We start from the raw sequence: 25,306 nt of genomic DNA, 5'->3' as shown, positions 1-25,306 counted from the left end.
CGCTCGCCTCGATCACGGACGGCCAATTATGGATCAGCCGACTAGGTCGAGGAAATGCCGCCCTGCCCTGTCCTCGACGTCGACTACCCAGATATCGGGATCGAATTTCATCTCGCGGGCGAGCCGTTCGACAACCTGGTCGCCGCGCTCGATACCCGGGACCGCCGTGAATACGCGGTCGCCGCTGTCGTCCTCGACCAGCGATTGCGGCGCCGCCGCGAACAGGGTCTGACGTCCGTCGAGCGTGTCCAGCACGATGAAGATGGCGCCCGCTTCGGGCGAGCCGCGACGGCGCAGGGTCGCATAGACGCCCTGACCCTGGCAGCGCCGGACATAGGCGCCGACCCAGAATTCCGATTTGACCCGCATGTGGTCAGGATGGACCGGTCATTGCCGGTTCCCCATCACGGCAGCTTCATGCCGGAAACGGCCGAAAGCTCCGACACCATTGCCTGCGTGATCTCGCCTCGCTGCGGCAACCCACGGCGGGCCTCGAAACGGCGGATCGCGGTGCGCGTGCCGTCGCCCATCAGGCCGTCCGCTTGCAACGGACCGAAGCCGAGCTTGTTCAGCGCGCGCTGGACACCGGCCACGCGCTCGGACGGCTGGGGCGCCACCGGCTGCTTCCGTAGCGCATTGAGCAATTGCGGCGAGGTCTGACCGGTCTGCTGAAGTCCGGACCTGGTCTCGAAAGCGCGGATCGCGGCTTCGGTCTTCGGCCCCATCAGGCCGTCGGCCGGGCCGTCATAGAAACCGCGTCGGCCGAGTTCGGCCTGCGCCTCGCGGACGGACGGGTTCATCACCGGCGCCGCTTGAGTCTGCGCGGTCGAGGCCGGAGCGGCGGGGGCCGAGACGGTCGGGCGCGGCACGGGCGCCTGAATATCGTCCATCGCCCGACTGCGCTGATGCAGCGGCGTCTGCAGTAAGGTCGCGTTGGCGACGATCATTCCCGCGCCGGCGACAGCGAGGAGAATGCCGAACGAATCGAGCGGGCGCTCGCGGACGATCGCCGGCAGCCGCAACGAAAACAGGGATCCGTCGTCACCGAGAGCGTCGATCTGGCGCTTCGTGGGCGCGCGCCGCCGCGCTTTGCTGCTTCCGCCGCGTTCAGCCATTCACCGCTTTCCTCATCTCATCCGCGCGATCGGCGAAGCCGACCACGTCCTGGGCTGGTTTCGCCTTGGTGCCTGCCATCGGGAAACGGACCGTCACCTGCGTTCCTTCGCCGAGCCGGCTCTGCACTTCCAGCGAACCGCCATGCAGTTCGGCCAGGCCCTTCACCACCGACAGTCCGAGCCCGGTGCCTTCATAGGGCCGATCATAGGACGATCTGGCCTGGAAGAAGGCATGGCCGAGCATCGGGATATCGTTCGCGGCGACACCGACGCCGGTGTCGGTCACATCGAACCGCATCGCGCCGCGGTCGACCTGGACGCACACCGAGACCCGTCCGCCCTGCGGCGTGAACTTGATCGCGTTCGACAGCAGGTTGATCAGGATCTGCTTGCAGGCTCGCTTGTCGGCGTTGAGTTCCGGCAGGCCCCTGGCGATCTCGACGGAAACGTCGATGCCTGCCTGCTCGGCCTTGAGCGCGAACAGCTGCATGCAGCTGTCGACGACGGGAGATACCGAGAACGGCTCGGTGACGATCGAGAAATTGCCGCTCTCGATGCGTGACATATCGAGAATGCCGTTCACGACCGACAGCAGATGAAGGCCAGAATCGTGGATCAGCCCGGCATATTCCTTCTGGCGGTCCCGCGTCAGAACGGCCGGGCCGTCAGCCGAAAGCATTTCCGAAAAGCCGATGATCGCGTTCAGCGGCGTCCTCAGCTCGTGGCTCATGCTTGCGAGAAAGCGATTCCTGGCGGCGCTGGCCTTCTCGGTCTCCTCGCGGGCGATGCGGAGGTCGCTTTCCTGGTTCTTCCGCTCGGTCACGTCGCGGATGATCGCTAGCACATGTTCGCGGCTGTCGTCGTCGGTTGCGGCAATCAGGCGGCAGCGCATTTCGACCCAGGCGAATTCGGCGGCGTTCCGGCCGTTCGGCCGCTTGATGCGCAGTTCGAGCACATCGGAACTACCGGTCGGGTTCGCCGACGAGATCGCGGTCAGGAAGGCCGGCCGATCGGCGACATGGACGCGCTCGAACATGCCGCGACCGGACAATTGCCTGGCATCGGTGCGCAGCAAGCATTCCGCCGTCGGCGACAGAAAGAGGACGCTGCCATTGCGCGTAAAGCAGGCCACGACGTCGGTGATGTGCTCCGCGAAAGCGGAGTAGCGCGCTTCCATCGAACGGCCGGCGATAATTTTCATCCGCGCGCGCTCGCGCTTCTCGCCGGCCAGCACGGCTCCGTAGACCAGCGCGGCCAGGGCTGAGACGAGAGCAGCAACCGAAGGCGCGAACGACGTCGCTTGCGCGCCGGTCGCCAGCGCGACGGCTGACAGCAGCAGCACCGCGACCAGGAGAGGACGGCGGATACGGGGAGAGCCCAGAAGCACTGTCTCGACGGCGATCACCGGCAGCCAGACAAGCAGCGCCAGCGAATGACCGGCCGCGAACGACGACGACAGAATCGCCCCAGTCGCACCGACGAAGGAGATGATCAGCGCGCGATCGAGATTGCCGCCGCGACTCAAGTCCAGCGCGGAGAAGATCGGCAGCGTGATGAAGGACAGGAGCAGGATCTCGAACGTGTGCGGCGCGCCCCAACTGAGAAGCAGCAGCGGCAACGAGCCGAGCACGAGCGCGCCGATCGCGAGTCGCGAGCCCAGCACAAGGCGATGTTGCCTTGCCACGGCCTCGTCATCCCGAACGCTGGGATGAACGAGCCCGTTCAGTATCTCGCTCAATGCCTGAAGTGACGCCACGCTACGCAACCCGATGGGCATTGCACACCATGCCCGTGATGGCGCGACTGTGGTCTATTGCGCTTAAGCGATCGCTAAAACGACCGCGGAAACACGGCCTTCCAGCGCGATCGATACAATTTTAGCTAAATCCGATGGTCTGGCTTACGTCAGCCTTAGCGCGGCCGTGCCAAAGTATCGACAATTCGAGTTGGGACAGTTGGGTATGTGGTTCGTCCTTCGGGCAATTTTCTGGCTGGCGGTCGTCTCGGCGTTCATGCCGACGCGCGCGGCCGAGACCACGGGACCGCTCCTCTCGATCAGCGCGAACGACGTCGCCAAGGCGGCCACGGATTATTGCAACCGCAATAATTGCGCCGAGCAGGCCCTCACGGCCGCATCCTCGATCCGCATCCCGCCGTCCGTATTCGCCGCCGTTCTCGCCCAGCCGGGCCCTGCTGCGAACACCGACGCGGTCCCGATGCCGACCCGTCGTCCGGCACCCTAAACCGCAAGCAAACCTATTCAATTCTGGGCCCGCACTACATATTTTGCGTGCTAAGGGTTTGCCATGACGATTGACGACATCATCGAGTCTTTTGCGCTTATCGACGACTGGGAAGAGCGCTACCGCTACCTCATTGAACTGGGCCGTGACCTGCCGCCCTTCCCCGAGGAAGCGCGCATTCCCGAGAACAAGGTCGAGGGCTGCGCCAGCCAGGTCTGGCTCGACATCCACACCGACCGCTCGAACGGCGCGCCGGTCCTTAATTTCGTCGGCGACAGCGATGCGCACCTCGTGAAGGGCCTGATCGCGATCATGCTCGCCCTCTATTCCGGCCAGACGGCGGTGAAAATCCGCCGCACCGACGCCCTCGATGTCCTCGACCGGCTCGGCCTGCGCGAACATCTCACCCCGCAGCGCTCGAACGGTCTCCGCTCCATGGTCGCGCGCATCAATTCGGAAGCCGAGCGGGCTCTGGCCGTGGCGTAGCCCTGCCGCGCCCCACCGCGCAGTCCGAATAGCCGTAGTGCCGCGCCAGCCGCTGCAGCGCGATCGACAGGATGATCTTGGCCGAACGCGCCGGCCAGCGCCGGTCGCGCTCGACCTCCTCCAGCCGCTTCAGGAAGCAGCAGACGTCGAGCAGCACGCCGGACAGCTCCGGCCCAACCGAATCAAGCGCGTTCCGTAATCTCTGCCGCGCCGCGAGCGCGCTGTCGCTCGGCTCCGCCTGCCGGAAACCGCCATCGCCGCCCGTGGCGCTCCAGTTCACCGTCATGCGCGGCGACATCCCGCCATAGGTGAAATCGCTCCTGAGCCGTTCCCCGGCGGCAAACATCGCGTCCCCGATCAACCGCTCCCCCGAACTGTCCTTGCGCCTGTGCAGCCACAGCAGCGGACTCTCCGCCGCGTCCACACTCGCCGATCCATCATTCGCGCGCCGGATATCGCCGTGCTGTGCCCGGAACGGATCGACCGGCGAAGCCTGCCGCCGCGCCCAGGCCAACCCCGCATCGGACGCCACGAGTTCATCCGGCCCCGCCACAACGCCAGCCCGCGCGAGACGAGTTCGGCCGCCTCCGCGAGCGTGATCGTCCGCCGTTCGTCCGGCAGATGTAGCATGCCTGCACGAACGGGATGCGGCCCCGCAGTCCCGCCCCGGTGCACGAGCGCCTCGAGGAAGCGTTCGCTGTTCGACAGGGAGTTCGGCTTTACATGGCTTGGCTTACGAATGGCAGGCATGACTGGTCCCCTCTTTCGAAAAGGACTATTGTCTCTAATGCCTCATATCAAGGATTATTTTCCTACATTATGCCGAAAGAAAAGCGCCGCGAACGACGCCTTCCTTGAAACCGATATCAGCGCTTGCGACGCTGCTGGCCGAGGCCCATCTTCTTCGCCAACGCCGAGCGCGCCTGGGCGTAGTTCGGGGCGACCATCGGATAGTCGGCCGGCAGGCCCCACTTCTCGCGGTATTCTTCCGGGGTCATGTCGTACTGCGTACGCAGATGGCGCTTCAGCGACTTGAACTTCTTCCCGTCTTCCAGGCAGACGATGTAATCTGGGGTGATCGACTTGCGAACCGCGACGGCCGGCTTCGGAGCCTCGGCCGGGGTCTCAACGACGCCGCCGGACACGCGCAGAAGCGCCGCGTGAATGTCACCGATAAGTTGAGGAAGGTCAGAGGTCGCAACTGAGTTGTTGCTGACGTAAGCGGAGACGATGTCGGCGGCGAGCTCGACGAAATTTGAAGAAGCAGTGGTATCCGACATCCGGGCGAATCCTACGGTTCTTTGAATGACTTCCTGAAAAGCGCGACAGAACACGGGCTTCCACACCGTTTCTCACGCCTTCAATTCGATTCGAGTCACAAGAATGACGCTGAATTCGAATCTTGCAGTGGTACGTAACGATATGCGCTGTCGAAGACAAGACTATAAATGATGAATTTCACGCCATTCCTGCAAACTGCGCCGAAAGACTAGTATTCCCCTAGCACCGGAACCCTTGAGTTGCCGGACAAACACACCGGGGCTTTTCCCTAGGAATTGGCAGGAAAACGCCCGCAACTTGCTTTTTCCTCGGCACGATGAGGTGCGATCGTGGGAAAAACTGACCGAACGATCGACAAAAGCGATGAAAAGTGGCGCGCTCAGCTGTCGCCCGAAGAATTCGACGTAACACGCGAGCACGGAACGGAACGCGCCTTCGCCCGCGCTGATCCCGAAGCCGGACGTCAGCTTTCGTCCGGCTTCTCCTTTTTGTCTTTTTTCTTGTCGTCCTGAAGCAAAGCGCGGAACGGTTCGGCCCATGCGCCGGACGGCGGTTGCGCCGCTGCCGGTTCATCGGGTTTCGCCTCTGCCGGCGCGGCCTCGGCCTTGCCGCCTCCCTCCTCGGCGGCGCTGTCCTTGGTCTCGGTTTTCTCGCCATTCTCCTGAATGCGTCCCGCGGCAAGATAGCTTTCCCACGTCACGGGCTTGCGCTGCTTGCGGTCGTCGGACTGGCGCTTGGATGGCGGTCCGGATGGAGCAGACGGAGCGGGATTCGCCACCACCGGCTCTTCGCGGATGGGCGTTTGGAAAATCGGCTGACGCGCGGGGGTATCCGGCTTCGCGTCCGGTGCGGGTTTCACATCCGTGGGCGCCGTTTCCGGCTGCGGCGCGACGGCTTCCGGCTCTTTGGGTGTCGCGTCTTCGGTGGACGCCGGCCGCCGCTCCTGCAGGATCGCCTCGCGCGCTTCATCCATTGACTTGAACCGGCGCACACCCTCCGGCCCCTCGGCCTCGATCGAGCCGTCATCGAAGAACCGATACATCCGCCCGTCGATCATACCCTCGCGGATCAGAGACGGGCCGGCCGGCGGCTCGACGACCTTCGCGGCAGGCGCGGGCGCCACTTCCGGTACCTCCGCCGGTTCCGCGGCAGGCACCGTGATCTCCGGAGCCTCGACCATCGGTTCCTGCAAGGCCGGCTCCGCAGCGGCGACAGGCGCCGGAATGGGGCTGACCGGGAAGACCGGGCTGGTCGCGATATCGAGAGGCGGGAGCTCCAGCTCGACCTCCTCCTCGTCGTCGTCATCCCGAAGCGGGAAGCGCTCGCCCAGGCGGTCGAGCGCACGCGCGATCGCGGCCAGCGCGATCACCACGACACCCGAACTGACGAGGCCCGCGGCGATGTCGAGCGTTGCGACAAATTCGCCGGTGAGCAAAAGCACACCGCCCCAGCCGATAAGCAGAACGCCCAAGACGATCAGCGCCAGCGACACCATCTCTATTCACTCTCCCTTGTTCGTTCTTGTACGTCCTGACATGCGATTCGTTCCCTCTTAGGTCATGGTACTGTTGCCGCAGCAGGGTACGCGCCTTATCTAGTCCCACCGACCGTCGGCCCGGTCAGAAGTCCATCCTTGGGAGGCTGCCTATGTCATTCACGTTGCCTGATCTTCCTTACGCTTACGACGCGCTTCAGCCGTATATGTCGCGCGAAACCCTCGAATTCCATCATGACAAGCATCATAATGCTTACGTCACGACGGGTAATAAGCTCCTGGAAGGCACTGGCCTTGAGAATGCGAGCGTTGAAGAGGTTGTGAAAGCCTCCTTCGGCAAGAATCAGCCGCTCTTCAACAATGCAGGCCAGCATTTCAACCACCTGCACTTCTGGAACTGGATGAAGCCGAACGGCGGCGGCCAGCCTCCGGCCAAGCTCGCCAAGAAGATCGATGAGGATCTCGGCGGCTATGACAAGTTCAAGGAAGACTTCATCGCGGCGGGCGTCGGCCAGTTCGGCTCCGGCTGGGCCTGGCTCTCGGTCAAGGAGGGCAAGCTCATCCTCCAGAAGACCCCGAACGGCGAGAACCCGCTCGTCCACGGCGCGACGCCGCTCCTCGGCGTCGACGTGTGGGAGCACTCCTACTACATCGACTACCGCAATCGTCGCCCGGACTATCTCAAGGCGTTCCTCGAGAACCTGGTGAACTGGGAATACGTCGAAAAGCTCTACGGCGAAGCCGGTCTGTGAGTTTCAAACGGGGCCTTCGGGCCCCGTTTTCTTTGGCGATGATAGACCTCGCGAACCAATCAGGCCGTGCGCTGGAAGACAGCCCGTTGGACGTTTAGTCCTCGCGATCTTCCCAATCACTGCGCAGCAACGTCGTTACATGTTCGATCGTTTGCCTTCCGTCAGCCATGCAACGGCTAGTAACCTCAGCGACGCGTCGATACCCCAATTTGCGCTGCATCGCCCAAGAATTTTCGTTGCCGTCGAAGTAACCGTTGACCAACTTCGTCAGGCCTAATTCACAAAAAGCGAATCGTATCTTCGCCTCAAACGCTTCGCCTCCATAGCCGCGTCCCTGATAATGGTTGGCTATCCAAATTCCTCCACCACCCGTCCCAGCCTGCCAATCAATCTTATTGAGACTGACCCCTCCGATCACTATTCGCTCAGGTCTAAGTTCAACCGCAAATTCGTACGCATTCGGCCGAATGCTTGCGTTCGAAATCTCCTGACATCTCTTGATCCAATTTTTGGCGTGTGACGTCGAATAGGGGTGAGGGACGAAAGCTAGCCACTTTGCGAGCTTGAGATCATTCAAGCCTAGCGTGAGTTGTTCGATGTCTTCCTCACCCCAGGGTCGGAGAGTAAGGCGCGAAGTTTCGATTTTGATGTCCACGACGTAGCAGCCTCCTCTCGCCCCGAAATCATCAGTAAACAGTGATCATCCAGGCTTCTTGGCAGGCTCTTTGGCTTCGCCGTGACAGTCTCGGGATGCGCGTTCGCTACGCGCTTTGGCGCCGCCTCAAACTTTTCTTCGCTCTCGTCGCATTCGAGTCCGCCGGCGACTTCCGGATAATCGCCTTTTCGTTTCAGCCGCGTGGCTTCTTCGGCGCCCACCAGGGTGCGACCGGCGCGCCAGGTGCATATCCGAGGCGGCATTCATTGTATCTTGGCATTTCCTGGAACTCGCTCTTCAGTTCGTAGAGCCAGCGGTCGCAGGCCGGGCGCGCGGCAAAGCAGCGCTCCGATGTCCGAAGCTCGTTGCCATCGAAAATCGGCGACTGACGGGCACCCGAGAACCGGCCCCACCATATCTTCGACGGCCCGTACGTCCCGCTCATCGCGCGACAATCGCCCTCCGCGGTTCGAGGTTGAGCATCGGCAGTTCCGAACTGGGCGACGGCGAAGATCATCGCCGACCCCGCCAGAAGCAAAAATCGTTTCACGTTACTCTCCCAGGGCCAGAATGCGCGGACCGGCTCCGGCGGCGGCCAGTTCGAGAACCAGTTTCCGCCGGATCGCCTCGGCGAAGTTCTCGCGGCCCTGGGCAACCTCGACGAAGGCCCCGGGACCGCCGATCACGTTCAGCCGGTAATAGTCCTCCAACGGTATATTGTTGCTCAGCGCGACGCCGCTTCCAGGCCTGCGGATCGCCAGAGCGTTCACCGTGATGTCCTTGGCCACCGCATCGTCGCGGGCCGCGTGGATGTCGCGTCCGCCGATATTCGGACCGTCGCCCGAGACGTCGATCACCTCGCGATCGGCGGCAACGGGCGCGCCGACGAGCAGTTTCACTCCGAGATCGATCGCGTTCGAGATCGAGTTGTAGCCGAAAGTCAGCTTCGGAGCCTGCCGCAGTTCGTCGGCGAAGCGCTTTGCCGCCACCTCGCCGTCGATGACCGTCCAGTCGATGATCACGTTCTGACTCTCGGGAGCGCCCCACTCGACGAAGACGATCGCGATCTTCTGCCGGGCGTTCGAACGGACCGCCGCCAGCACTTCGGGGCTCGTGATCGCGTCGGCGTAACCGTCCCGCTGCATCCGGAATTCCTCGGGATCGATCGAGCCCGAACCATCGGCAAGCAGGACCAGCGCCACATCGACCGGCTGCTGTGCCCTGGCCGGTGAGTTCTGAAGAAAAATCGCAAGCGCGCCAAAGGCCAGCGCCATCAGGGGAGAGGTCCGCATCCGATCTCCTTTTCCGTGTCTTTCGATCGTCGCTCTTGACGATCATGCCTGAGAGGAGGCGATGTACGATCGCAAAAATCGGGAGGCCGTGTTGGATTTGGAAGACAAGCTCTTCGTCGGCAAGAGCGTGAAGCCCGAATATCTCACCTTCAAGCTGGCCAACCGCCACGGCCTGATCACCGGCGCGACAGGCACCGGAAAGACGGTGACGCTTCAGGCGCTCGCGGAAGGTTTCTCCAACGCGGGCGTCCCGGTCTTCGCCGCCGACGTCAAGGGAGACCTCTCCGGCATCGCCATGAAGGGCGAGCCCAAGGACTTCCTGCTGAAGCGCGCCCAGGAGATCGGCCTCGACCCTTACGTGAACGACTCCTTCCCGGCGATCTTCTGGGATCTTTTCGGCGAACAGGGCGCTCCGATCCGCACCACGGTGTCGGAGATGGGCCCGCTCCTCCTCGCCCGCCTGATGAACCTGAACGACACGCAGGAAGGCGTGCTCAACATCGCCTTCCGCGTCGCCGATCAGGAGGGCCTCCTCCTGATGGACCTGAAAGACCTCCAGTCGCTGCTCAGCCTCGTCGGCGAGACGGCCGACAAGCTGACGCTCCGCTACGGCAACGTCTCCAAGGCGACCGTCGGCGCCATCCAGCGCCAGCTCCTCGTCCTCGAAACCCAGGGCGGCGACAAGTTCTTCGGCGAGCCGGCGCTGGAGCTGTCGGACATCATGCGCGTCTCGAACAGCGGCCGCGGCACGATCTCCGTCCTCGCCGCGGACAAGCTGATGTCCTCGCCGCGGCTCTACGCGACCTTCCTGCTCTGGCTGATGTCGGAGCTGTTCGAGCAGCTCCCGGAAATCGGCGATCCGGACAAGCCGAAGCTCGTCTTCTTCTTCGACGAGGCCCACCTCCTCTTCAACGATGCGCCTCCCGCCCTTCTGGAAAAGATCGAGCAGGTCGTCCGCCTCATCCGCTCGAAGGGCGTCGGCGTCTACTTCGTCACCCAGAACCCGCTCGACGTTCCGGATCGCGTCTCGTCGCAGCTCGGCAACCGCGTCCAGCATGCGCTCCGCGCCTACAGCCCGCGCGAGCAGAAGGCGGTCAAGGCGGCGGCGACCACCTTCCGCCCGAATCCGGCTTTCAGCACCGAGGAGGTGATCACCCAGCTCGCGGTCGGCGAGGCGCTGGTCTCGATGCTCGCGGACAAGGGCGTGCCGGAAATCGTCGAACGGACGCTGATCCGGCCGCCGTCGTCACGGTTGGGTCCGGTCACGGCTCAGGAGCGTTTGGGCATCATCCAGAACAGCGCGGTCGCCGGCCGGTACGACCAGGTCGTGGACCGCGAAAGCGCCTACGAAATTCTCCAGAAACGTGCACAGGCAACCGCCGCGACGCCGGACGAGGCAGGGGTCGCCGAGAACGCCGGCTTCGGCGGCATACTTGGCGGCCTCGTCGGCTCGATCTTCGGCACCGGCGCCTCGCGCGGCAGGCGCCTGTCGCCCGGCCAGGCGATGGCGCGCGAAGTCACGCGCACGGTCACCAATCAGGTCGCGGGCAAGATCGCGGCCAGCATCGGCAAGTCGGTCGCGGGCTCGGTCGGCAGTTCGGTCGGTCGCGCGGTCGTTCGCGGAATGCTCGGCGGCCTGCTCCGCCGCTGATCTCAGGAAAGGGTTTTTGATGTCCGAGGTGGACAAGGTACTGGCCGAGATCGATTCCGGCCTTGAGGGCAGCCTGTCGCGGCTGTTCGACTTCCTCCGCATTCCGTCGATCTCGACGGACCCGGCCTACAAGTCCGAATGCCGCCGCGCCGCCCAATGGGCTGTCGATCAGCTCGCAGGCATCGGCTTCGAGGCCCGCGTCGCCGACACCAACGGCCATCCCATGGTCGTCGCCCATTACCGTCCGCCGCACGCCTCAAGGCACGTCCTGTTCTACGGCCATTACGATGTTCAGCCGCCGGACCCGCTGGCGCTGTGGACCACGCCACCCTTCGAGCCCCGGCTGGAAGACAGCTCCCGCGGCAAGCGCATCGTCGCGCGCGGCTCGTCCGACGACAAAGGCCAGCTCCTGACCTTCATCGAGGCCGCGCGCGCCTGGATGAAGACGACGAACGCGCTCCCGGTCGCCGTCACCGTCCTGCTGGAGGGCGAGGAGGAATCGGGCAGCCCGTCGCTGAAGCCGTTCTTCGACGCCAACAAGGACGAGTTGAAGGCCGATCTCGCCTTCGTCTGCGATTCCAGCCAGTGGGACGCGACGACACCCGCGATCGTCACCCGCCTGCGCGGGCTCGTCGGCGAGGAGATCACGATCACCACGGCCGGCCGCGACCTCCATTCCGGCATGTACGGCGGGCCGGCGCTGAACCCGATCCGCGTCCTCGCCAACCTTTTCTCGTCGCTCCACAACGACGACGGCAGCGTCGCCGTGCCTGGCTTCTACGACGGCGTGTCCGAGCTTCCCGAGGCGACCGCCGCCCAGTGGAAGGGCCTCGGCTTCGACGAGGCGGCCTTCCTCGGCGAGGCCGGCCTTCGCGCGCAATCGGGCGAACGCGGTCGCAGCGTGCTGGAGAAGGTCTGGGCGCGCCCGACCTGCGAGATCAACGGCATCAATGGCGGCTATACCGGCGAGGGCTTCAAGACCGTCATCGCCGCCTCCGCCTCGGCCAAGGTCTCGTTCCGCCTCGTCGGCAAGCAGGACCCGGTGAAGGTCCGCGCCGCGTTCCGCAAATACCTCACCGACCAGCTTCCGGAAGGCGTCTCGATCGACTTCCACGAGCATGGCGGCAGCGCCGCTCTGGAACTTCCCGAGGACAGCCCCGCCCTTCCGCTCGCCGCGAACGCGCTGCGCGACGAATGGGGCAAGGAGCCGATCCTGATGGGGTCCGGCGGCTCTATTCCGATCGTCGGCGCGTTCAAGCGCGATCTCGGCATGGACGCCCTTCTCATCGGTTTCGCGCTCGACGATGACCGCATCCACTCGCCCAACGAGAAATACGAGCTGTCGAGCTTCCACAAGGGTGTGCGCTCCTGGGCGAGGATCCTGGACAATCTGTCGAAATGGTAGTGACGGCGCCCGACCGGATAGTCTTCGCGCGCCACCGCCAGATCGTCCTTGGGCGACGGACGCTCTTGATGGGCGTCCTCAATGTCACGCCCGATTCGTTCTCGGACGGCGGCGATTTCGATGAGCCCCGGTCCGCGCTCGATCGCGTCCGCGCGATGATCGACGAAGGCGCCGACATCATTGATGTCGGCGGAGAATCGACGCGTCCCGGCTCGGCTGAAGTGCACGTGGAAGATGAACTCGCGCGCGTTATGCCGGTCCTCGACGCCCTCAGGGGCGAGATCGACTGGCCGGTCTCGATCGACACCTACAAGGCGATTGTCGCCCGTGCCGCAGTCGATGCGGGCGCAGACATCATCAACGACATCTGGGGCCTGCAGCGCGATCCGGACATGGCGCGCGTCGCCTCGGACACCGGCGCGGCGGTCATCCTGATGCACAACCGCACCGAAGCCGACGCTTCGATCGACATCGTAGCCGACGTGCTCAACTTCCTGAAACGCTCGCTCGACATCGCGGCCGACGCCGGCATCCGCCCGGACTCGATCGTCCTCGATCCAGGCATCGGCTTCGGCAAGACTTGGCAGCAGAGCATCGAGGTCATCGCCCACCTCCCCGACCTCGCCGCCCTTGGTCTCCCCATCCTCCTCGGCGCCTCGCGCAAGAGCTTCATCGGCCGCCTGCTCGGTATCGAGACGCCGAAGGATAGGCTAAACGGCACCCTCGCCGCCCATCTCGCCGGCGCCGCTACCGGAGCGCGGATCATCCGCGCCCACGACATCAAGGCCCATCGCGAGGCGCTCGACGTCTTCGATGCAATCAGGAACGCCGAATGAGCATCGACCGCATCGCCGTCCGCAATCTCGCGCTCTTCGCCTATCACGGCGTCTTCGAAGGCGAGCGCGAGATCGGCCAGCGCTTCTATCTCGACGTCGTCGTCGAGGCCGATCTCCGTCCCGCCGCGGCCTCGGACGCGGTCGAAAAGACCGTCGACTACGCCCGTCTCGTCGAGATCGTCAGCCAGGCCTTCACCGAGAAGCGCCAGAAACTGCTCGAAACGCTGGCCTCCCGCGTCGTCGAGCGCGTCTTCGAGCATTTCCCGATCGTCGTCGCCGCCGAAGTGACCATCCGCAAGCCCTCCGCCCCGATCGAGGCGGTGTTCGATACCGTCGACATCCACATCCGCCGCGAACGCAATGGCTGAGGCGGCGCTCGGCCTCGGCTCCAATCTCGGCGACAAGGCCGCGACGATCGAACGGGCGATCGATCGCGTGTCGAAGTTGCCGGACACGCGGCTCCTCCGCCGTTCGCGGCTCTACCGCACCGAGCCGTGGGGCGACACCGAGCAGGACTTCTTCCTCAACGCCTGCGCGCTGGTCGAAACGACCCTCCCCCCGGAGGATCTGCTCGACTACATGCTCGGCATCGAACTCGTGCTCGGCCGCACGCGCGAGAAGACCCGCCGCTGGGGCCCGCGCTCGATCGATATCGACCTCCTCTTCTACGGCGACGAGGTCAGGGCGGGCGAAAAACTCACCCTTCCCCATCCCCATCTCTTCGAACGGGCCTTCGTGCTGATTCCCCTGGCCGAGATCGCCGGCGGTAAAATCCTCTCGGGACGGCGGCTGGACGACGCCGCAAAAGCCGTGGATTCGACAGGAATTGTGGTTTGGACGCCCTGATTGGCCTTTCAGAGACGCTCTCCCTCTGCAAAAGCTTGCGACGGGCGGGGGGCTTGGCTATGCCGGTGGCGCAATTTGGGACGTCGCCAAGCGGTAAGGCAGCGGATTTTGATTCCGCCATACGGAGGTTCGAATCCTCCCGTCCCAGCCAGTTATCAACCCTTGCACAGGGAGGCTCACCCTCCTAAGGGAGTGGCTGGGTTTGGTTTTGACTTGAATTGGTGAGCCGCTGGTCACGTTGGCCTGCGACCGCACAACCCGGAGGAAAGCGATGGCCAAGACTGCAACAACGACCAAGAAGCCCGCAGCGAAGTCCGCAAGCGGTGCCGCGCGTACGCCGAACGCAGCGTTCATGAAGCCGCTGACACCGTCGAAGGAACTCGGCGCCGTTGTCGGTACCGCTGCAATCCCGCGCTCTGAGGTCGTCAGCAAGCTCTGGGAATACATCAAGAAGAACAACCTTCAGAATCCCGCGAACAAGCGCGAGATCATCTCGGACGACAAGCTGAAGCCCGTCTTCGGCAAGGACAAGGTCACCATGTTCGAGATGAACAAGCTGATCGCCGGCCACCTGAAGGGCTGAGGCATTCCACTGGCCGGGCCTCCTGCCCGGCCAGTGTTTTCCAGGGACTACCGCCTAAGGCGACGGCTTTCTTCTTTGCCGTCAATCCTTTGCTAACGCAGGCCATTTAGGCTCGCGGGCATGAATAGTTCAGCACATCAGACCGAAGAAAAGCGCGGTTCGCCGCGCATGCGCACCCTCAAGGGTGGCCGCGTCGTGCTGCCCAACAATCTCTCGACGTTCGAATGCAAGGTCCGGAACCTCTCCGCAACGGGCGCATGCATCGAAATGCCGTCGACGCTCGGCGTCCCGAACCATTTCACCCTGAAATACGACGACGGCAGCCCGAGCAAGGTCTGCAACGTTATCTGGCGCACCGATAAGCGCATGGGGCTGCGTTTCGAGTCCTGAGCGAACCTCAGGCTCCCGAAACGCAAAAAGGCCGCCCGAAGGCGGCCTTTCGCGTTTTTAGCCTGAAGCCGATCAGCCTTTGAGGACTTCGACCAGAGTCTTGCCGAGTTGAGCCGGCGACGGCGACACGCGGATGCCCGCGGCCTCCATCGCCGCGATCTTGTCCTCGGCGCCGCCCTTGCCGCCCGAGATGATCGCGCCGGCATGGCCCATGCGGCGTCCGGGAGGAGCCGTGCGGCCCGCGATGAAGCCGACCATCGGCTTCTTGCGGCCCTTCTTGGCCTCGTCCTTCAGGAACTGCGCGGCGTCCTCCTCGGCCGATCCGCCGATCTCGCCGATCATGATGATCGACTTCGTGGCGTCGTCGGCGAGGAAGAGCTCCAGCACGTCGATGAACTCGGTGCCCTTGACCGGGTCGCCGCCGATGCCGACGGCCGTGGTCTGGCCGAGGCCTGCCGTGGTGGTCTGGAAGACCGCCTCATAGGTCAGCGTGCCCGAACGCGACACGACACCGACCGTACCCGGCTTGAAGATATTGGTCGGCATGATGCCGATCTTCGACTCGCCAGCGGTCACGATGCCCGGGCAGTTCGGCCCGATCAGGCGCGACTTCGAGGCATCCAGCGCGCGGCGCACCCGCACCATGTCGGTGACCGGGATGCCCTCGGTGATGCAGACGATCAGCGGGATCTCGGCGTCGATCGCTTCCAGGATCGCGTCGGCCGCGCCCGGCGGCGGAACGTAGATCACGCTGGCGTCGGCGCCAGTCTTGTCGCGAGCCTCGATGACGGTGTCGAACACCGGCAGGTTGAGGGTCGGATGCTGGGAACCGCCCTTGCCAGGCGAGGTGCCGCCGACGACCTTGGTGCCGTAGCCGATCGCCTGCTCGGAATGGAAGGTGCCGTTCTTGCCGGTGAAGCCCTGAACGATGACCTTGGTGTCTTTGGTGAGCAGAACGGACATTACGCGGCCTCCTTCACGGCCTTGACGATCTTCTGGGCGGCATCGTCGAGGTCATCAGCCGCGATGACGTTCAGGCCGGACTCCGAAATCAGCTTCTTGCCGGCCTCGACATTGGTGCCTTCGAGGCGAACGACGAGCGGAACCTTCAGGCCGACTTCCTTCACGGCCGCGATCACGCCGTCGGCAATGACGTCGCAGCGCATGATGCCGCCGAAGATGTTGACCAGGATGCCCTTCACGGCCGGATCGGCGGTGATGATCTTGAAGGCAGCGGTGACACGCTCCTTGGTGGCGCCGCCGCCGACATCGAGGAAGTTCGCCGGTTCGGCGCCGTAGAGCTTGATGATGTCCATCGTGGCCATTGCGAGACCGGCGCCGTTGACCATGCAACCGATCGAGCCGTCGAGCGCGATGTAGCTGAGATCGTATTTCGACGCCTCGATCTCCTTGGCGTCCTCTTCCGTCTCGTCGCGCAGTGCGGCGACTTCCGGATGACGGTAGATCGCGTTCGAGTCGAACGAGACCTTGGCGTCGAGCACTTTCAGCTTGCCGTCATTGGTGACGACCAGCGGGTTGATCTCGAGCATCGCCATATCCTTGTCCGTGAAGGCGGCATAGAGCTGCTTCACGAGGGCTTCGGCCTGCTTGGCGAGGTCGCCCGAAAGGTTCAGCGCCTTGGCGACCTTGCGGCCGTGCAGCGGCTGGATGCCGGTTGCCGGATCGACGGAGAAGGTCACGATCTTCTCGGGGGTCGAATGAGCGACGTCCTCGATGTCCATGCCGCCCTCGGTCGAGACGACAAAGGCCACGCGGCTGGTCACGCGGTCGATCAGCATCGACAGGTAGAATTCCTTGTCGATCGCCGCGCCTTCCTCGATGTAGAGGCGGTTGACCTGCTTGCCGGCCTCGCCGGTCTGGATCGTGACCAGCGTGTTGCCGAGCATTTCCTGAGCGGATGCCTTGACGTCCTGGACGCTCTTGACGACGCGAACGCCGCCCTTCGCATCCGCCGGCAGTTCCTTGAACTTGCCCTTGCCGCGGCCGCCGGCGTGGATCTGGGACTTGACGACCCACACCGGGCCGCCGAGTTCGTGCGCGGCCTTTTCGGCCTCGTCCGGCGTGAACGCGGGAATGCCGCGCGAGACCGGAGCGCCGTACTCCTTCAGGATGGCTTTCGCCTGATATTCGTGGATGTTCATCGAGACCCCCCTTCGAGGTTATCGCGAGTTGTCATAAACGCGGCCGCACGCGCACGGAAGCGGTCCGCGTTAATTTTCAAGGATGTAGGAATGGACAAGGACACGCAGGGATCGAACCCTTCGCCGCGGCGAAGGGCCCGTACCTGCTGAGACCTTACTCGGCCGCCTGGCGAACCGGTTCGCCGGTTGCGCCCGAGGCCTTGATCTCGGTGATCTGCTCTTCGTCGAAGCCGAGCACCGAAGCGAGGATCTCGTCCGTGTGCTCGCCGAGCAGTGGCGAACGTTCGACCTGAACGTCGTTGTCCGACAGCTTGATCGGATTGCCGACCGTGATGTAGGCGCCGCGCGTCGGATGATCGACCTCGACAAGCGTACCCGTCGCATAGAGCGACTGATCCTCGGCGATCTCCTTCATGGACAGGATCGGACCGCAGGGGATGTCGTACTTGTTGAGGATGTCCATGACCTCGAACTTGGTCTTGGTCATGGTCCATTCTTCGATCGTCGCGAAGATGAAGTTCAGCTTCGGCAGGCGCTGCGCCGGCTTGGCGAATTCGGGATCGTTGATCCACTCTTCCTTGCCGATGACGGTGCAGACCTTGTCCCAGACCTGGGCCTGGGTGATGAAATAGATGTAGGCGTTCGGGTCGGTTTCCCAGCCCTTGCACTTCAGGATGCGGCCCGGCTGACCGCCACCGGAATCGTTGCCCGCGCGCGGAACGGCATCGCCGAACGGGATGCCTTCGCCGAACTGGCTGTATTCCTGGAGCGGACCGCGCTGGAGGCGCTGCTGGTCGCGCAGCTTGACGCGGCAGAGGTTCAGCACAGCATCCTGCATGGCGGCGAGGACGCGCTGGCCCTTGCCGGTCAGAGTACGCTGGTAAAGCGCCGTGACGATGCCGAGCGCGAGGTGGAGACCCGTGCCGGAATCGCCGATCTGCGAACCGGTGACCATCGGCAGGCCGTCACGGAAACCCGTGGTGGACGCCGAGCCGCCGGTGCACTGGGCGACGTTCTCATAGACCTTGCAGTCCTCGAACGGACCGGGGCCGAAGCCCTTGACCGACGCAACGATGATGCGCGGATTGATCTCCTGGATACGCTCCCAGGTCAGTCCCATGCGGTCGAGCACGCCCGGGGCGAAATTCTCGACCATCACGTCGCAGATCTTGATGAGCTCCTCGAGGACCTTCTTGCCCTGAGGGTTCTTGGTATCCAGCGTGATCGAACGCTTGTTCGAGTTCAGCATGGTGAAATACAGACTGTCGACATTCGGAATGTCGCGCAGCTGTGAGCGGGTGATGTCACCCTCGCCCGGACGCTCCACCTTGATCACGTCCGCACCGAACCACGCCAGAAGCTGCGTGCAGGTCGGGCCGGACTGGACATGGGTGAAGTCGAGAACGCGGACGCCGTCTAGCGCTTTGCCCATCTTCTGTTCCTCTCGACCTTAATTCGAATGGTCCCCGAAGCGGCCTGTCCTTCGTTGAGGACAGGCCGCCTTTTCTTGTTTCCGGCGAACCGGCTTGTTGTTTCACGCCGGCCTTTTGGCCGGTCGTTTTGCTTACGCGCTCTTCTTTTTGACGACGGATTGCGGGTTGAGGTTTCCGATATTGCCGGATTCGGAACCTGCTTCCGGGTCGATGGCGGCGTTGATCAGGGTCGGCTTGCCCGAGTCCATCGCTTCGTCGACGGCGCGCTTGAGCTCGTCGGGGGTGGTGACGTGGACGCCCTTGCCGCCGAACGCCTCCATCATCAGGTCGTAGCGACTGTCCTTGACGAACACGGTGGTGCCGGGATCACGGCCGTGCGGGTCGGTGTCGGTGCCGCGGTAGATGCCGTTGTTGTTGAACACCACGATCGTCACCGGCAGGTCGTAGCGGCAGATCGTCTCGACCTCCATGCCGGAGAAGCCGAACGCACTGTCGCCCTCGATCGCCAGCACCGGCTTGCCGGTCTCGACCGCGGCGCCGACGGCGAAGCCCATGCCGATGCCCATCACCCCCCAGGTGCCGACGTCGAGGCGCTTGCGCGGCTCGTACATGTCGATGATGCCGCGGGCGAGGTCGAGCGTGTTGGCGCCCTCGTTGACCAGGATCGCGTCGGGACGCTCCTTGATCACCGTCCTGAGCGCGCCGAGCGCCGAGTGGAAGTCCATCGGCGCCGAGTTCTTCATCAGCTTCGGCGCCATCTTGGCGATGTTGGCGTCCTTCTTCGAGCGGATCGCCTCGATCCAGTCGGCCGGCGGCGCCTGCCATTTGCCGTCGATGCCATCGAGCAAAGCTGAGATGCACGAGCCGATATCGCCGACCACCGGGGCGACGATCTCGACGTTGGAATCCATCTCCTTCGGCTCGATGTCGATCTGGATGAACTGCTTCGAGCCCGGCTCGCCCCAGGTCTTGCCCTTGCCGTGGCTCAAGAGCCAGTTGAGGCGGGCGCCGACCAAGAGCACGACGTCCGAATCCTTCAGCGCGGTCGAGCGCGCCGCGCCGGCCGATTGCGGATGGGTGTCCGGCAACAGGCCCTTGGCCATGCTCATCTGCAGGAACGGAATGCCGGACTTCTCGACGAACGAGCGGATCTCCTGATCGGCCTGGGCATAGGCGGCGCCCTTGCCGAGGATGATCAGCGGCCGCTTGGCCGATTTCAGGACGTCGAGCGCACGCTTGATCGCCGACGGCGCCGGCAGCTGCGCCGGCGCGGCGTCGATCACCTTGACCAGCGATTTGGCGCCCTTGTCGGCGTCGAGCACCTGGCTGAACAGTTTCGCCGGCAGATCGAGATAGACGCCGCCGGGACGGCCGGAGACCGCGGCGCGGATCGCGCGGGCGACCGCGATGCCGATGTCCTCGGCGTGCAGGACGCGGAACGCCGCCTTGCACAGCGGCTTGGCGATCGCCAGCTGGTCCATCTCCTCATAGTCGCCCTGCTGCAGGTCGACGATCTCGCGCTCCGAGGAGCCCGAGATCAGGATCATCGGGAAGCAATTGGTGGTGGCGTTGGCGAGCGCGGTCAGGCCGTTGAGGAAGCCCGGTGCCGACACCGTCAGGCAGATGCCCGGCTTCTTGGTCAAAAAGCCGGCGATCGCCGCCGCATTGCCGGCGTTCTGCTCGTGGCGGAACGAGATCACCCGCATCCCCTCGGCCTGCGCGAGGCGGCCGAGATCGGTGATCGGAATGCCCGGCACACCATAGATGTTGGTGATGCCGTTCAGCTTCAGCGCGTCGATGACGAGATGGAAGCCATCCGTCAGCTCCTGGCCGGAATCCGCCTCGGCCATCGCCATCTCTTTTACCTTCTCCACAGTCGTCACCATGGACGCCCTCCTTCAAAAACCGTTTCCCTTGGTCCCTGATGCGCTCGGGCTTCGTCGCCCCTGGCCGGAAGCCCCTGCCCGTGCCGCTCGATCCGGACCAGCCGTTCGAAGCGCCGGGCGCGGGGCCGTCAGGCCTCGCTCACTCCGGGAACACTCCATGCCGCTCGACATGAGCGGCCAAGCCCAATGTATGCTCGCGCACCAGAAGCTCGGCGCGGTCGGCGTCGCGCTCTTCCAGCGCCGCGATGATCCCGGCATGCTCGCGCCGCGAGGTCTCGAGCCGGCCCTCCTGGCGCACCGACACCGCCCGGATCGCCCGCATGTGCAGGATCAGGTTCTGCGCCAGGTCGACGATCAGGCTGTTGCCGCCGAGCCGGATCACCGTCTGGTGGAAGGCGATGTTCTTCTGCGAATAATCGTTGACGTCGGCGCCGTCGGGATCGTTCTCCGAGCCGTAGAGCTTGCGCAGGCCCTTGAGGTCCTTGTCGGAGGCCGCCGTGCAGGCGAGCCGCGCCGCCATGCTCTCGAGCGCCGCCCACACCGTGATCGTCTCGAGGATCTCGGCCTTGGTCTTCCTGACCACGAAGATGCCGCGCCTGGGCACCGAGCGGACGAAGCCCTCCTGCTCCAGCAGCGTGATCGCCTCGCGGATCGGGGTGCGGCTGACCCCGAGCCCCTGCGACAGCTGCCGCTCGTCGAGCCGGATCGGCTGTTCGTGGCCGTAGATGTCCATCTCCATGATCGCCTTCTTCAAGGCGTCATAGGCGAGCGTCCGCAGGCTGACGTTGACGCCGAGCGGTTCGATGCGAAGCATGGGTGACGCCAGGTTCTGCAACCGGGTTACTTCCCTAGACCTTCATGGACCGGGCACCGCGCCGCGCGCGGCGGGCACCTGTTAAAATACCGTCTACTGTATGCCAGATGACGGTGCAATGGAGATTTCATCAGCGCGTCACGCCCCGCCCCTCTCCTCGGCGCCGAAGCGCGCGAATCCGCCCCGATATCGGCGTCGCCGCGCCGATTGACAGCCTTTCCGCCGCCGCCCACGCTCGTCGCCGGGCGACCGGCCGCAGAGCCAATGGCGCCAAGGGGATACGACCAAGGGAACCCAGTGATGAGCATGACCGTCGCCGACCTCCTGCGGACCAAGCCGACCCGCATCCTGACCGCGCGCATGGACGAGACCGTCGAGACCGCCGCCCGGCTGATGAGCCGCGAGAACATCGGCGCCCTCGTCGTCAAGGACGAGGTCGGCAACGAGGGCGACACCCTCGTCGGCGTCTTCTCCGAGCGCGACCTCCTCCACGCCATCGTCGCCCACGGCCCCGCCGTCCTCAAACGGCCGGTCGCGGCGCTGATGTCGAAGGGCGTCGTCGCCTGCCGCCCGGCCGACGATCTCGCGACCGTGCTCGCCCTGATGCAGGACCACCAGATCCGCCATGTCCCCGTCGTCGACGGCACAACCCTCATCGGCGTCGTCTCCATCCGCGATTTCATCGGCCTCACGCTCGCCGAGCTGAAGGCCTGAGCCTCGCAAAAAGGGCGCGGATCGCTCCGCGCCCTTCGTCAATCCGGGCCGGATCCGGCCGTCGCTCAGTGGCTGGCGACCGTCTCGACCTCGCCGTCGTCCTCGTCCTTCTTGCCGCGCACCCGGGCGATCAGCATCGAGATCAGCGGCCACACCAGCATCAGCAGCGCCAGGGTCACCAGCGTGCCGACCAGCCAGTTCGACCAGAACACCCGCACATCGCCGTTCGACACCAGCATCGACTGGCGGAACGCCGATTCAGCCATGTCGCCGAGGACGAGCGCGAGCACCAAAGGCGCCAGCGGATAGTTCAGCTTCTTGAACAGATAGCCGAGCACGCCGAACACCAGCATCACCGCGATGTCGCCGAACGCGTTGTGCACCGTGTAGGCGCCGACCGCGCAGATGACCAGGATGACCGGCGCGATGATCGAGAACGGAATGCGCAGGATCGAGGCGAAGATCGGCACCGTCGTCAACACCACGATCAGGCCGGCCAGATTGCCGAGATAGATCGAGGCGATCAGGCCCCAGACGAACTCCTTCTGCTCGACGAACAGCAGCGGACCCGGCTGCAGACCCCAGATCAAGAGGCCGCCGAGCATCACCGCCGCCGTCGGCGAACCGGGAATGCCGAGCGTCAGCATCGGCAGCAGCGCCGAGGTGCCCGCCGCATGCGCCGCGCATTCCGGCGCCACCACGCCCTCGATCTCGCCGGTGCCGAAGAACCGGCCGCGCTTCGAGAACCGTTTGGCCAGACCGTAGGACATGAACGAGGCCGGCGTCGCGCCGCCCGGCGTGATGCCCATCCAGCAGCCGACGATCGAACCGCGGATCGCCGTCGCCCAGAACTTCGGCAGCGTCTTCCAGGTCTGCCACACGATCGTCGGCGAGATCTTCGCCGTCTTGCCCTTGAACGCCAGGCCCTCCTCGATCGTCAGCAGGATCTCGCCGACGCCGAACAGGCCGATCACCGCGATCAGGAAGTCGAAGCCGCGCAACAGCTCGATCGAGCCGAAGGTCATGCGCAGCTGGCCGGTCACCGTGTCGATGCCGACCGCCGCCAGCGCAAAGCCCAGCATCATCGCCGAGATCACCTTGAACGGCGATTCCTTGCCCATGCCGACGAACGAGCAGAACGTCAGGAGATAGACCGCGAAGAACTCCGCCGGACCGAATTCCAGCGCAAAATCGGCGATCACCGGCGCCAGGAAGGTCAAGAGCAGCACCGCGATCGTGCCGCCGAAGAACGACGAGGTGAACGCCGCCGTCAGCGCCTGGCCGGCCTGGCCCTTCTGCGCCATCGGATGGCCGTCGAAGGTGGTCGCCACCGACCACGGCTCGCCCGGGATGTTGAACAGCACCGAGGTGATCGCGCCGCCGAACAGCGCCCCCCAGTAGATCGACGACAGCATGATGATCGCCGACACCGGCGACATCGCGAACGTCAGCGGCAACAGGATCGCAACGCCGTTGGCGCCGCCAAGACCCGGCAGAACGCCGATCAGAACACCGAGCGTAACGCCCAGGAACATGTAGAAGATGTTCATCGGGTCGCCCAGGACCCCGAACCCTTCGATAAGTGACATGAACGCGTCCAACGGCCCCTCCCACGCGCCCGCCCCTCAACGGAGGCCGGGCTGAAGTTTCTTGTGTTGTTGACCTAAGGCGCGGGCGGACGTGAAGCCCGCGCCGTCCTTCTCAAAATCAATAGCCGAGCAGGTTCTCGACCGGGCCCTTCGGCAGCGGAACCAGGAACCAGATCTCGAACAAGACGAACAGGAACACCGGAACCCCGATCGCCACCGGGACGATCGTCACCGGGCCGTATTTGCCGATCCATGCCATGAAGAAGGCGATGAAGATCGCCGACGCCGCGTAAAGCCCGAGGAACGGGATCAGCGCCACGTAGATCACCGTCGGAACGAGCACCTTCAGCACCATGCCGAGCTGACCGCGCTCGACGAAGCTCGACAGGTCCGGCGTCTTCGTCACCACCGCCATCACCGCCGTCGCCGCCGACGACAAAAACATCAACAGACCGATATAGAACGGGAAGTAGCCCGCATCCGGACCGTCCACCCCCCAGACCGCGCCGATCCTCAGCGCGTCCCACATCACCACCGCCGCGACGACCATGAACAGGACCGCCACCACCACGTCCACGGTGCGCACCGACACCGTGTGCTCGGACCGATCGCCCGCTGCTTCATGCGACATCATACGCCCCCTGATCCCGGCTCTTTGAGACCGGTGCTTGGCATTGCAAAACTGGATACTCGAACACAACGCGCCCCGGAGCCGCCCATGAGGCTCCGGGGCGCGGGATCATCAGATCACTTCACGAAGCCGGCCTTGACCATCAGGTCCTTGTGCCGCGTCGCCGCGTCGGACACCCAGGTCTTGTATTCGTCGCCGGTCAGGAACGTCGTGTTGAACGCGCCCTTGGCCATGAAGTCCTTCCACTCCGGCGTCTCGCGCACCTTCTGGAACAGGTCGACATAGTACTTGACCTGGTCCGGCGTCACGCCCGGCGGCATGAAGATGCCGCGCAGCATCAGGTATTCGACGTCGATGCCCGATTCCTTGCAGGTCGGAATGTCGCCCCAGCTCTGGCCGTTCGCCACCTCGTCCTTGTAGTCGAGCCGCTTGCTGTCGAACACGCACAGCGGACGCAGCTTGCCGGCGCGCCAGTGCGCCACCGCCTCGATCGGATTGTTCACCGACGAGGTCACGTGGTTGCCGACCAGCTGCGCCGCGACGTCGCCGCCGCCCTTGTACGGAACATAGGTGAACTTCGCGCCAGACGCCTGCTCCAGCGCCGCCGTGATGATCTGGTCTTCCTGCTTCGAGCCGGTGCCGGCCATCTTGAACTGCTCTTTGCCCGACTTCAGCGCGTCCATGTACTCCGCCGCCGTCTTGTACGGGCTCTCCGCGTTCACCCACAGCACGAACTCGTCGAGCGCCAGCATCGCCACCGGCGTCAGGTCCTGCCACGAGAACGGAACCCCCGTCGCCAACGGCGTCGTGAACAGGTTCGACAAAGTGATGATGATCTTGTTGGCGTTGCCCGCCGAGCCCTTGGCGTCCATGAAGCCCTCGGCGCCAGCGCCGCCCGACTTGTTGATCACCACCAAAGGCTGGTTCATCAGCTCGTGCTTCTGGATCACGCCCTGAAGCATCCGCGCCATCTGGTCCGCGCCGCCGCCCGTCCCAGCCGGTACTATAAACTCAACCGTCTTCGTCGGCTCCCAGGCCAATGCGGCC

General features: G+C 64.3%; 28 protein-coding genes and 1 tRNA gene. 12 read left to right on the top strand and 17 right to left on the bottom strand.

What is annotated here, in order from left to right:
• Positions 1 to 33: 33 nt before the first annotated feature.
• Genes ACFPFW_RS07020 through ACFPFW_RS07010 form a run of 3 tightly spaced genes read right to left on the bottom strand, consistent with a single transcriptional unit; the run spans position 34 to position 2,799 of the window.
• Positions 34 to 369 carry a DUF1491 family protein gene (locus tag ACFPFW_RS07020; RefSeq protein WP_114956649.1) on the bottom strand — a complete coding sequence of 112 codons (336 nt, stop codon included), beginning with the start codon at positions 367 to 369 and terminating at the stop codon, positions 34 to 36.
• A gap of 35 nt (positions 370 to 404) precedes the next feature.
• Positions 405 to 1,115, bottom strand: coding sequence for a peptidoglycan-binding domain-containing protein (locus ACFPFW_RS07015; RefSeq protein WP_114956650.1), 711 nt, complete (start codon positions 1,113 to 1,115; stop codon positions 405 to 407).
• Positions 1,108 to 2,799: a sensor histidine kinase gene (locus ACFPFW_RS07010; protein WP_162799642.1), complete on the bottom strand. Its 1,692-nt coding sequence runs from the start codon at positions 2,797 to 2,799 to the stop codon at positions 1,108 to 1,110. Before ACFPFW_RS07010 ends, ACFPFW_RS07015 begins: the two co-directional genes overlap by 8 nt.
• 277 nt (positions 2,800 to 3,076) lie before the next feature.
• Between ACFPFW_RS07010 and ACFPFW_RS07005 the strand changes: the two genes are divergently transcribed.
• A complete protein-coding gene (locus ACFPFW_RS07005; protein ID WP_114956652.1) occupies positions 3,077 to 3,358 on the top strand; it encodes a hypothetical protein in 282 nt (93 codons plus the stop codon).
• A gap of 63 nt (positions 3,359 to 3,421) precedes the next feature.
• A complete protein-coding gene (locus ACFPFW_RS07000; RefSeq protein ID WP_114956653.1) occupies positions 3,422 to 3,844 on the top strand; it encodes a SufE family protein in 423 nt (140 codons plus the stop codon).
• Here the strand turns inward: ACFPFW_RS07000 and ACFPFW_RS06995 are convergent.
• The 3 genes from ACFPFW_RS06995 to ACFPFW_RS06985 all read right to left on the bottom strand — a co-directional run bounded on the left by ACFPFW_RS06995 (position 3,807) and on the right by ACFPFW_RS06985 (position 6,620).
• Positions 3,807 to 4,376, bottom strand: coding sequence for a DUF6456 domain-containing protein (locus tag ACFPFW_RS06995; protein ID WP_114956654.1), 570 nt, complete (start codon positions 4,374 to 4,376; stop codon positions 3,807 to 3,809). The genes ACFPFW_RS07000 and ACFPFW_RS06995 overlap by 38 nt on opposite strands.
• A gap of 334 nt (positions 4,377 to 4,710) precedes the next feature.
• Positions 4,711 to 5,124, bottom strand: coding sequence for a Ros/MucR family transcriptional regulator (locus ACFPFW_RS06990; RefSeq protein WP_114956655.1), 414 nt, complete (start codon positions 5,122 to 5,124; stop codon positions 4,711 to 4,713).
• Positions 5,125 to 5,588: 464 nt separating this feature from the next.
• On the bottom strand, positions 5,589 to 6,620 hold the full coding sequence (locus tag ACFPFW_RS06985) for a hypothetical protein (RefSeq protein WP_114956656.1): 1,032 nt from the start codon (positions 6,618 to 6,620) through the stop codon (positions 5,589 to 5,591).
• Between the two features lie 152 nt (positions 6,621 to 6,772).
• Here ACFPFW_RS06985 and ACFPFW_RS06980 point away from each other — a divergent pair, with 152 nt between their 5' ends.
• Positions 6,773 to 7,372 carry a superoxide dismutase gene (locus ACFPFW_RS06980; protein ID WP_114956657.1) on the top strand — a complete coding sequence of 200 codons (600 nt, stop codon included), beginning with the start codon at positions 6,773 to 6,775 and terminating at the stop codon, positions 7,370 to 7,372.
• 94 nt (positions 7,373 to 7,466) lie between these two features.
• Here ACFPFW_RS06980 and ACFPFW_RS06975 read toward each other — a convergent pair whose 3' ends face one another.
• The 3 genes from ACFPFW_RS06975 to ACFPFW_RS06965 all read right to left on the bottom strand — a co-directional run bounded on the left by ACFPFW_RS06975 (position 7,467) and on the right by ACFPFW_RS06965 (position 9,319).
• On the bottom strand, positions 7,467 to 8,027 hold the full coding sequence (locus tag ACFPFW_RS06975) for a GNAT family N-acetyltransferase (RefSeq protein ID WP_162799643.1): 561 nt from the start codon (positions 8,025 to 8,027) through the stop codon (positions 7,467 to 7,469).
• Positions 8,028 to 8,220: 193 nt separating this feature from the next.
• Positions 8,221 to 8,577: a hypothetical protein gene (locus ACFPFW_RS06970; protein ID WP_114956659.1), complete on the bottom strand. Its 357-nt coding sequence runs from the start codon at positions 8,575 to 8,577 to the stop codon at positions 8,221 to 8,223.
• Position 8,578: 1 nt separating this feature from the next.
• The gene (locus tag ACFPFW_RS06965; protein ID WP_379770033.1) at positions 8,579 to 9,319 is read right to left on the bottom strand and encodes a DUF1194 domain-containing protein; all 741 of its coding nucleotides are present in this window, start codon (positions 9,317 to 9,319) and stop codon (positions 8,579 to 8,581) included.
• Between the two features lie 61 nt (positions 9,320 to 9,380).
• Between ACFPFW_RS06965 and ACFPFW_RS06960 the strand changes: the two genes are divergently transcribed.
• The 8 genes from ACFPFW_RS06960 (at position 9,381) to ACFPFW_RS06925 (ending at position 15,030) form a co-directional block, all read left to right on the top strand.
• Complete coding sequence (locus ACFPFW_RS06960) at positions 9,381 to 10,970, top strand: helicase HerA-like C-terminal domain-containing protein (protein ID WP_114956661.1); 1,590 nt, start codon at positions 9,381 to 9,383, stop codon at positions 10,968 to 10,970.
• Between the two features lie 19 nt (positions 10,971 to 10,989).
• Positions 10,990 to 12,375 carry a dipeptidase gene (locus tag ACFPFW_RS06955; RefSeq protein WP_114956662.1) on the top strand — a complete coding sequence of 462 codons (1,386 nt, stop codon included), beginning with the start codon at positions 10,990 to 10,992 and terminating at the stop codon, positions 12,373 to 12,375.
• A 68-nt stretch (positions 12,376 to 12,443) separates the two neighbouring features.
• Positions 12,444 to 13,211 carry a dihydropteroate synthase gene (gene folP / locus ACFPFW_RS06950; RefSeq protein ID WP_379771413.1) on the top strand — a complete coding sequence of 256 codons (768 nt, stop codon included), beginning with the start codon at positions 12,444 to 12,446 and terminating at the stop codon, positions 13,209 to 13,211.
• On the top strand, positions 13,208 to 13,579 hold the full coding sequence (folB, locus tag ACFPFW_RS06945) for a dihydroneopterin aldolase (RefSeq protein WP_114956664.1): 372 nt from the start codon (positions 13,208 to 13,210) through the stop codon (positions 13,577 to 13,579). The genes folP and folB overlap by 4 nt, the downstream gene beginning before the upstream one ends.
• Positions 13,572 to 14,057, top strand: coding sequence for a 2-amino-4-hydroxy-6-hydroxymethyldihydropteridine diphosphokinase (gene folK / locus ACFPFW_RS06940; RefSeq protein WP_114956665.1), 486 nt, complete (start codon positions 13,572 to 13,574; stop codon positions 14,055 to 14,057). Before folB ends, folK begins: the two co-directional genes overlap by 8 nt.
• Before the next feature lie 76 nt (positions 14,058 to 14,133).
• Positions 14,134 to 14,208: transfer RNA gene (locus ACFPFW_RS06935), tRNA-Gln, on the top strand.
• 120 nt (positions 14,209 to 14,328) lie between these two features.
• Positions 14,329 to 14,640 (top strand): SWIB/MDM2 domain-containing protein, encoded by a 312-nt coding sequence (locus ACFPFW_RS06930; protein WP_114956666.1) that lies wholly within the window; start codon positions 14,329 to 14,331, stop codon positions 14,638 to 14,640.
• Between the two features lie 120 nt (positions 14,641 to 14,760).
• Positions 14,761 to 15,030: a PilZ domain-containing protein gene (locus ACFPFW_RS06925; protein WP_114956667.1), complete on the top strand. Its 270-nt coding sequence runs from the start codon at positions 14,761 to 14,763 to the stop codon at positions 15,028 to 15,030.
• A 72-nt stretch (positions 15,031 to 15,102) separates the two neighbouring features.
• On the opposite strand, the gene sucD is transcribed toward ACFPFW_RS06925, so the two are convergent.
• The 5 genes from sucD to ACFPFW_RS06900 all read right to left on the bottom strand — a co-directional run bounded on the left by sucD (position 15,103) and on the right by ACFPFW_RS06900 (position 21,325).
• The gene (gene sucD / locus ACFPFW_RS06920) at positions 15,103 to 15,993 is read right to left on the bottom strand and encodes a succinate--CoA ligase subunit alpha (RefSeq protein ID WP_114956668.1); all 891 of its coding nucleotides are present in this window, start codon (positions 15,991 to 15,993) and stop codon (positions 15,103 to 15,105) included.
• Positions 15,993 to 17,192 (bottom strand): ADP-forming succinate--CoA ligase subunit beta, encoded by a 1,200-nt coding sequence (gene sucC / locus ACFPFW_RS06915; protein ID WP_114956669.1) that lies wholly within the window; start codon positions 17,190 to 17,192, stop codon positions 15,993 to 15,995. The genes sucD and sucC overlap by 1 nt, the downstream gene beginning before the upstream one ends.
• Before the next feature lie 154 nt (positions 17,193 to 17,346).
• Positions 17,347 to 18,624, bottom strand: a complete 1,278-nt coding sequence (frc, locus tag ACFPFW_RS06910; protein ID WP_114956670.1) for a formyl-CoA transferase — start codon at positions 18,622 to 18,624, stop codon at positions 17,347 to 17,349.
• Positions 18,625 to 18,756: 132 nt separating this feature from the next.
• A complete protein-coding gene (gene oxc, locus ACFPFW_RS06905) occupies positions 18,757 to 20,511 on the bottom strand; it encodes an oxalyl-CoA decarboxylase (RefSeq protein ID WP_379770024.1) in 1,755 nt (584 codons plus the stop codon).
• A gap of 139 nt (positions 20,512 to 20,650) precedes the next feature.
• Complete coding sequence (locus tag ACFPFW_RS06900; protein ID WP_379770021.1) at positions 20,651 to 21,325, bottom strand: GntR family transcriptional regulator; 675 nt, start codon at positions 21,323 to 21,325, stop codon at positions 20,651 to 20,653.
• A gap of 300 nt (positions 21,326 to 21,625) precedes the next feature.
• Here ACFPFW_RS06900 and ACFPFW_RS06895 point away from each other — a divergent pair, with 300 nt between their 5' ends.
• Positions 21,626 to 22,039 carry a CBS domain-containing protein gene (locus tag ACFPFW_RS06895; RefSeq protein ID WP_379770018.1) on the top strand — a complete coding sequence of 138 codons (414 nt, stop codon included), beginning with the start codon at positions 21,626 to 21,628 and terminating at the stop codon, positions 22,037 to 22,039.
• A gap of 65 nt (positions 22,040 to 22,104) precedes the next feature.
• On the opposite strand, the gene ACFPFW_RS06890 is transcribed toward ACFPFW_RS06895, so the two are convergent.
• From ACFPFW_RS06890 to ACFPFW_RS06880, 3 genes are all read right to left on the bottom strand, one after another.
• The gene (locus ACFPFW_RS06890; RefSeq protein ID WP_379770015.1) at positions 22,105 to 23,628 is read right to left on the bottom strand and encodes a tripartite tricarboxylate transporter permease; all 1,524 of its coding nucleotides are present in this window, start codon (positions 23,626 to 23,628) and stop codon (positions 22,105 to 22,107) included.
• A gap of 118 nt (positions 23,629 to 23,746) precedes the next feature.
• Complete coding sequence (locus ACFPFW_RS06885; protein WP_114958763.1) at positions 23,747 to 24,259, bottom strand: tripartite tricarboxylate transporter TctB family protein; 513 nt, start codon at positions 24,257 to 24,259, stop codon at positions 23,747 to 23,749.
• Between the two features lie 116 nt (positions 24,260 to 24,375).
• Positions 24,376 to 25,306 (bottom strand): Bug family tripartite tricarboxylate transporter substrate binding protein (locus ACFPFW_RS06880; RefSeq protein ID WP_162799819.1); only part of this gene is annotated, 931 nt, incomplete at its 5' end.

It is taken from the genome of Flaviflagellibacter deserti (genome assembly GCF_042652085.1).
GTDB classification, from domain to species: domain Bacteria; phylum Pseudomonadota; class Alphaproteobacteria; order Rhizobiales; family Methylopilaceae; genus Flaviflagellibacter; species Flaviflagellibacter deserti.
Note: the sequence above shows the minus strand (reverse complement) of the source record. Positions and strands in the feature narration are given on the sequence as shown.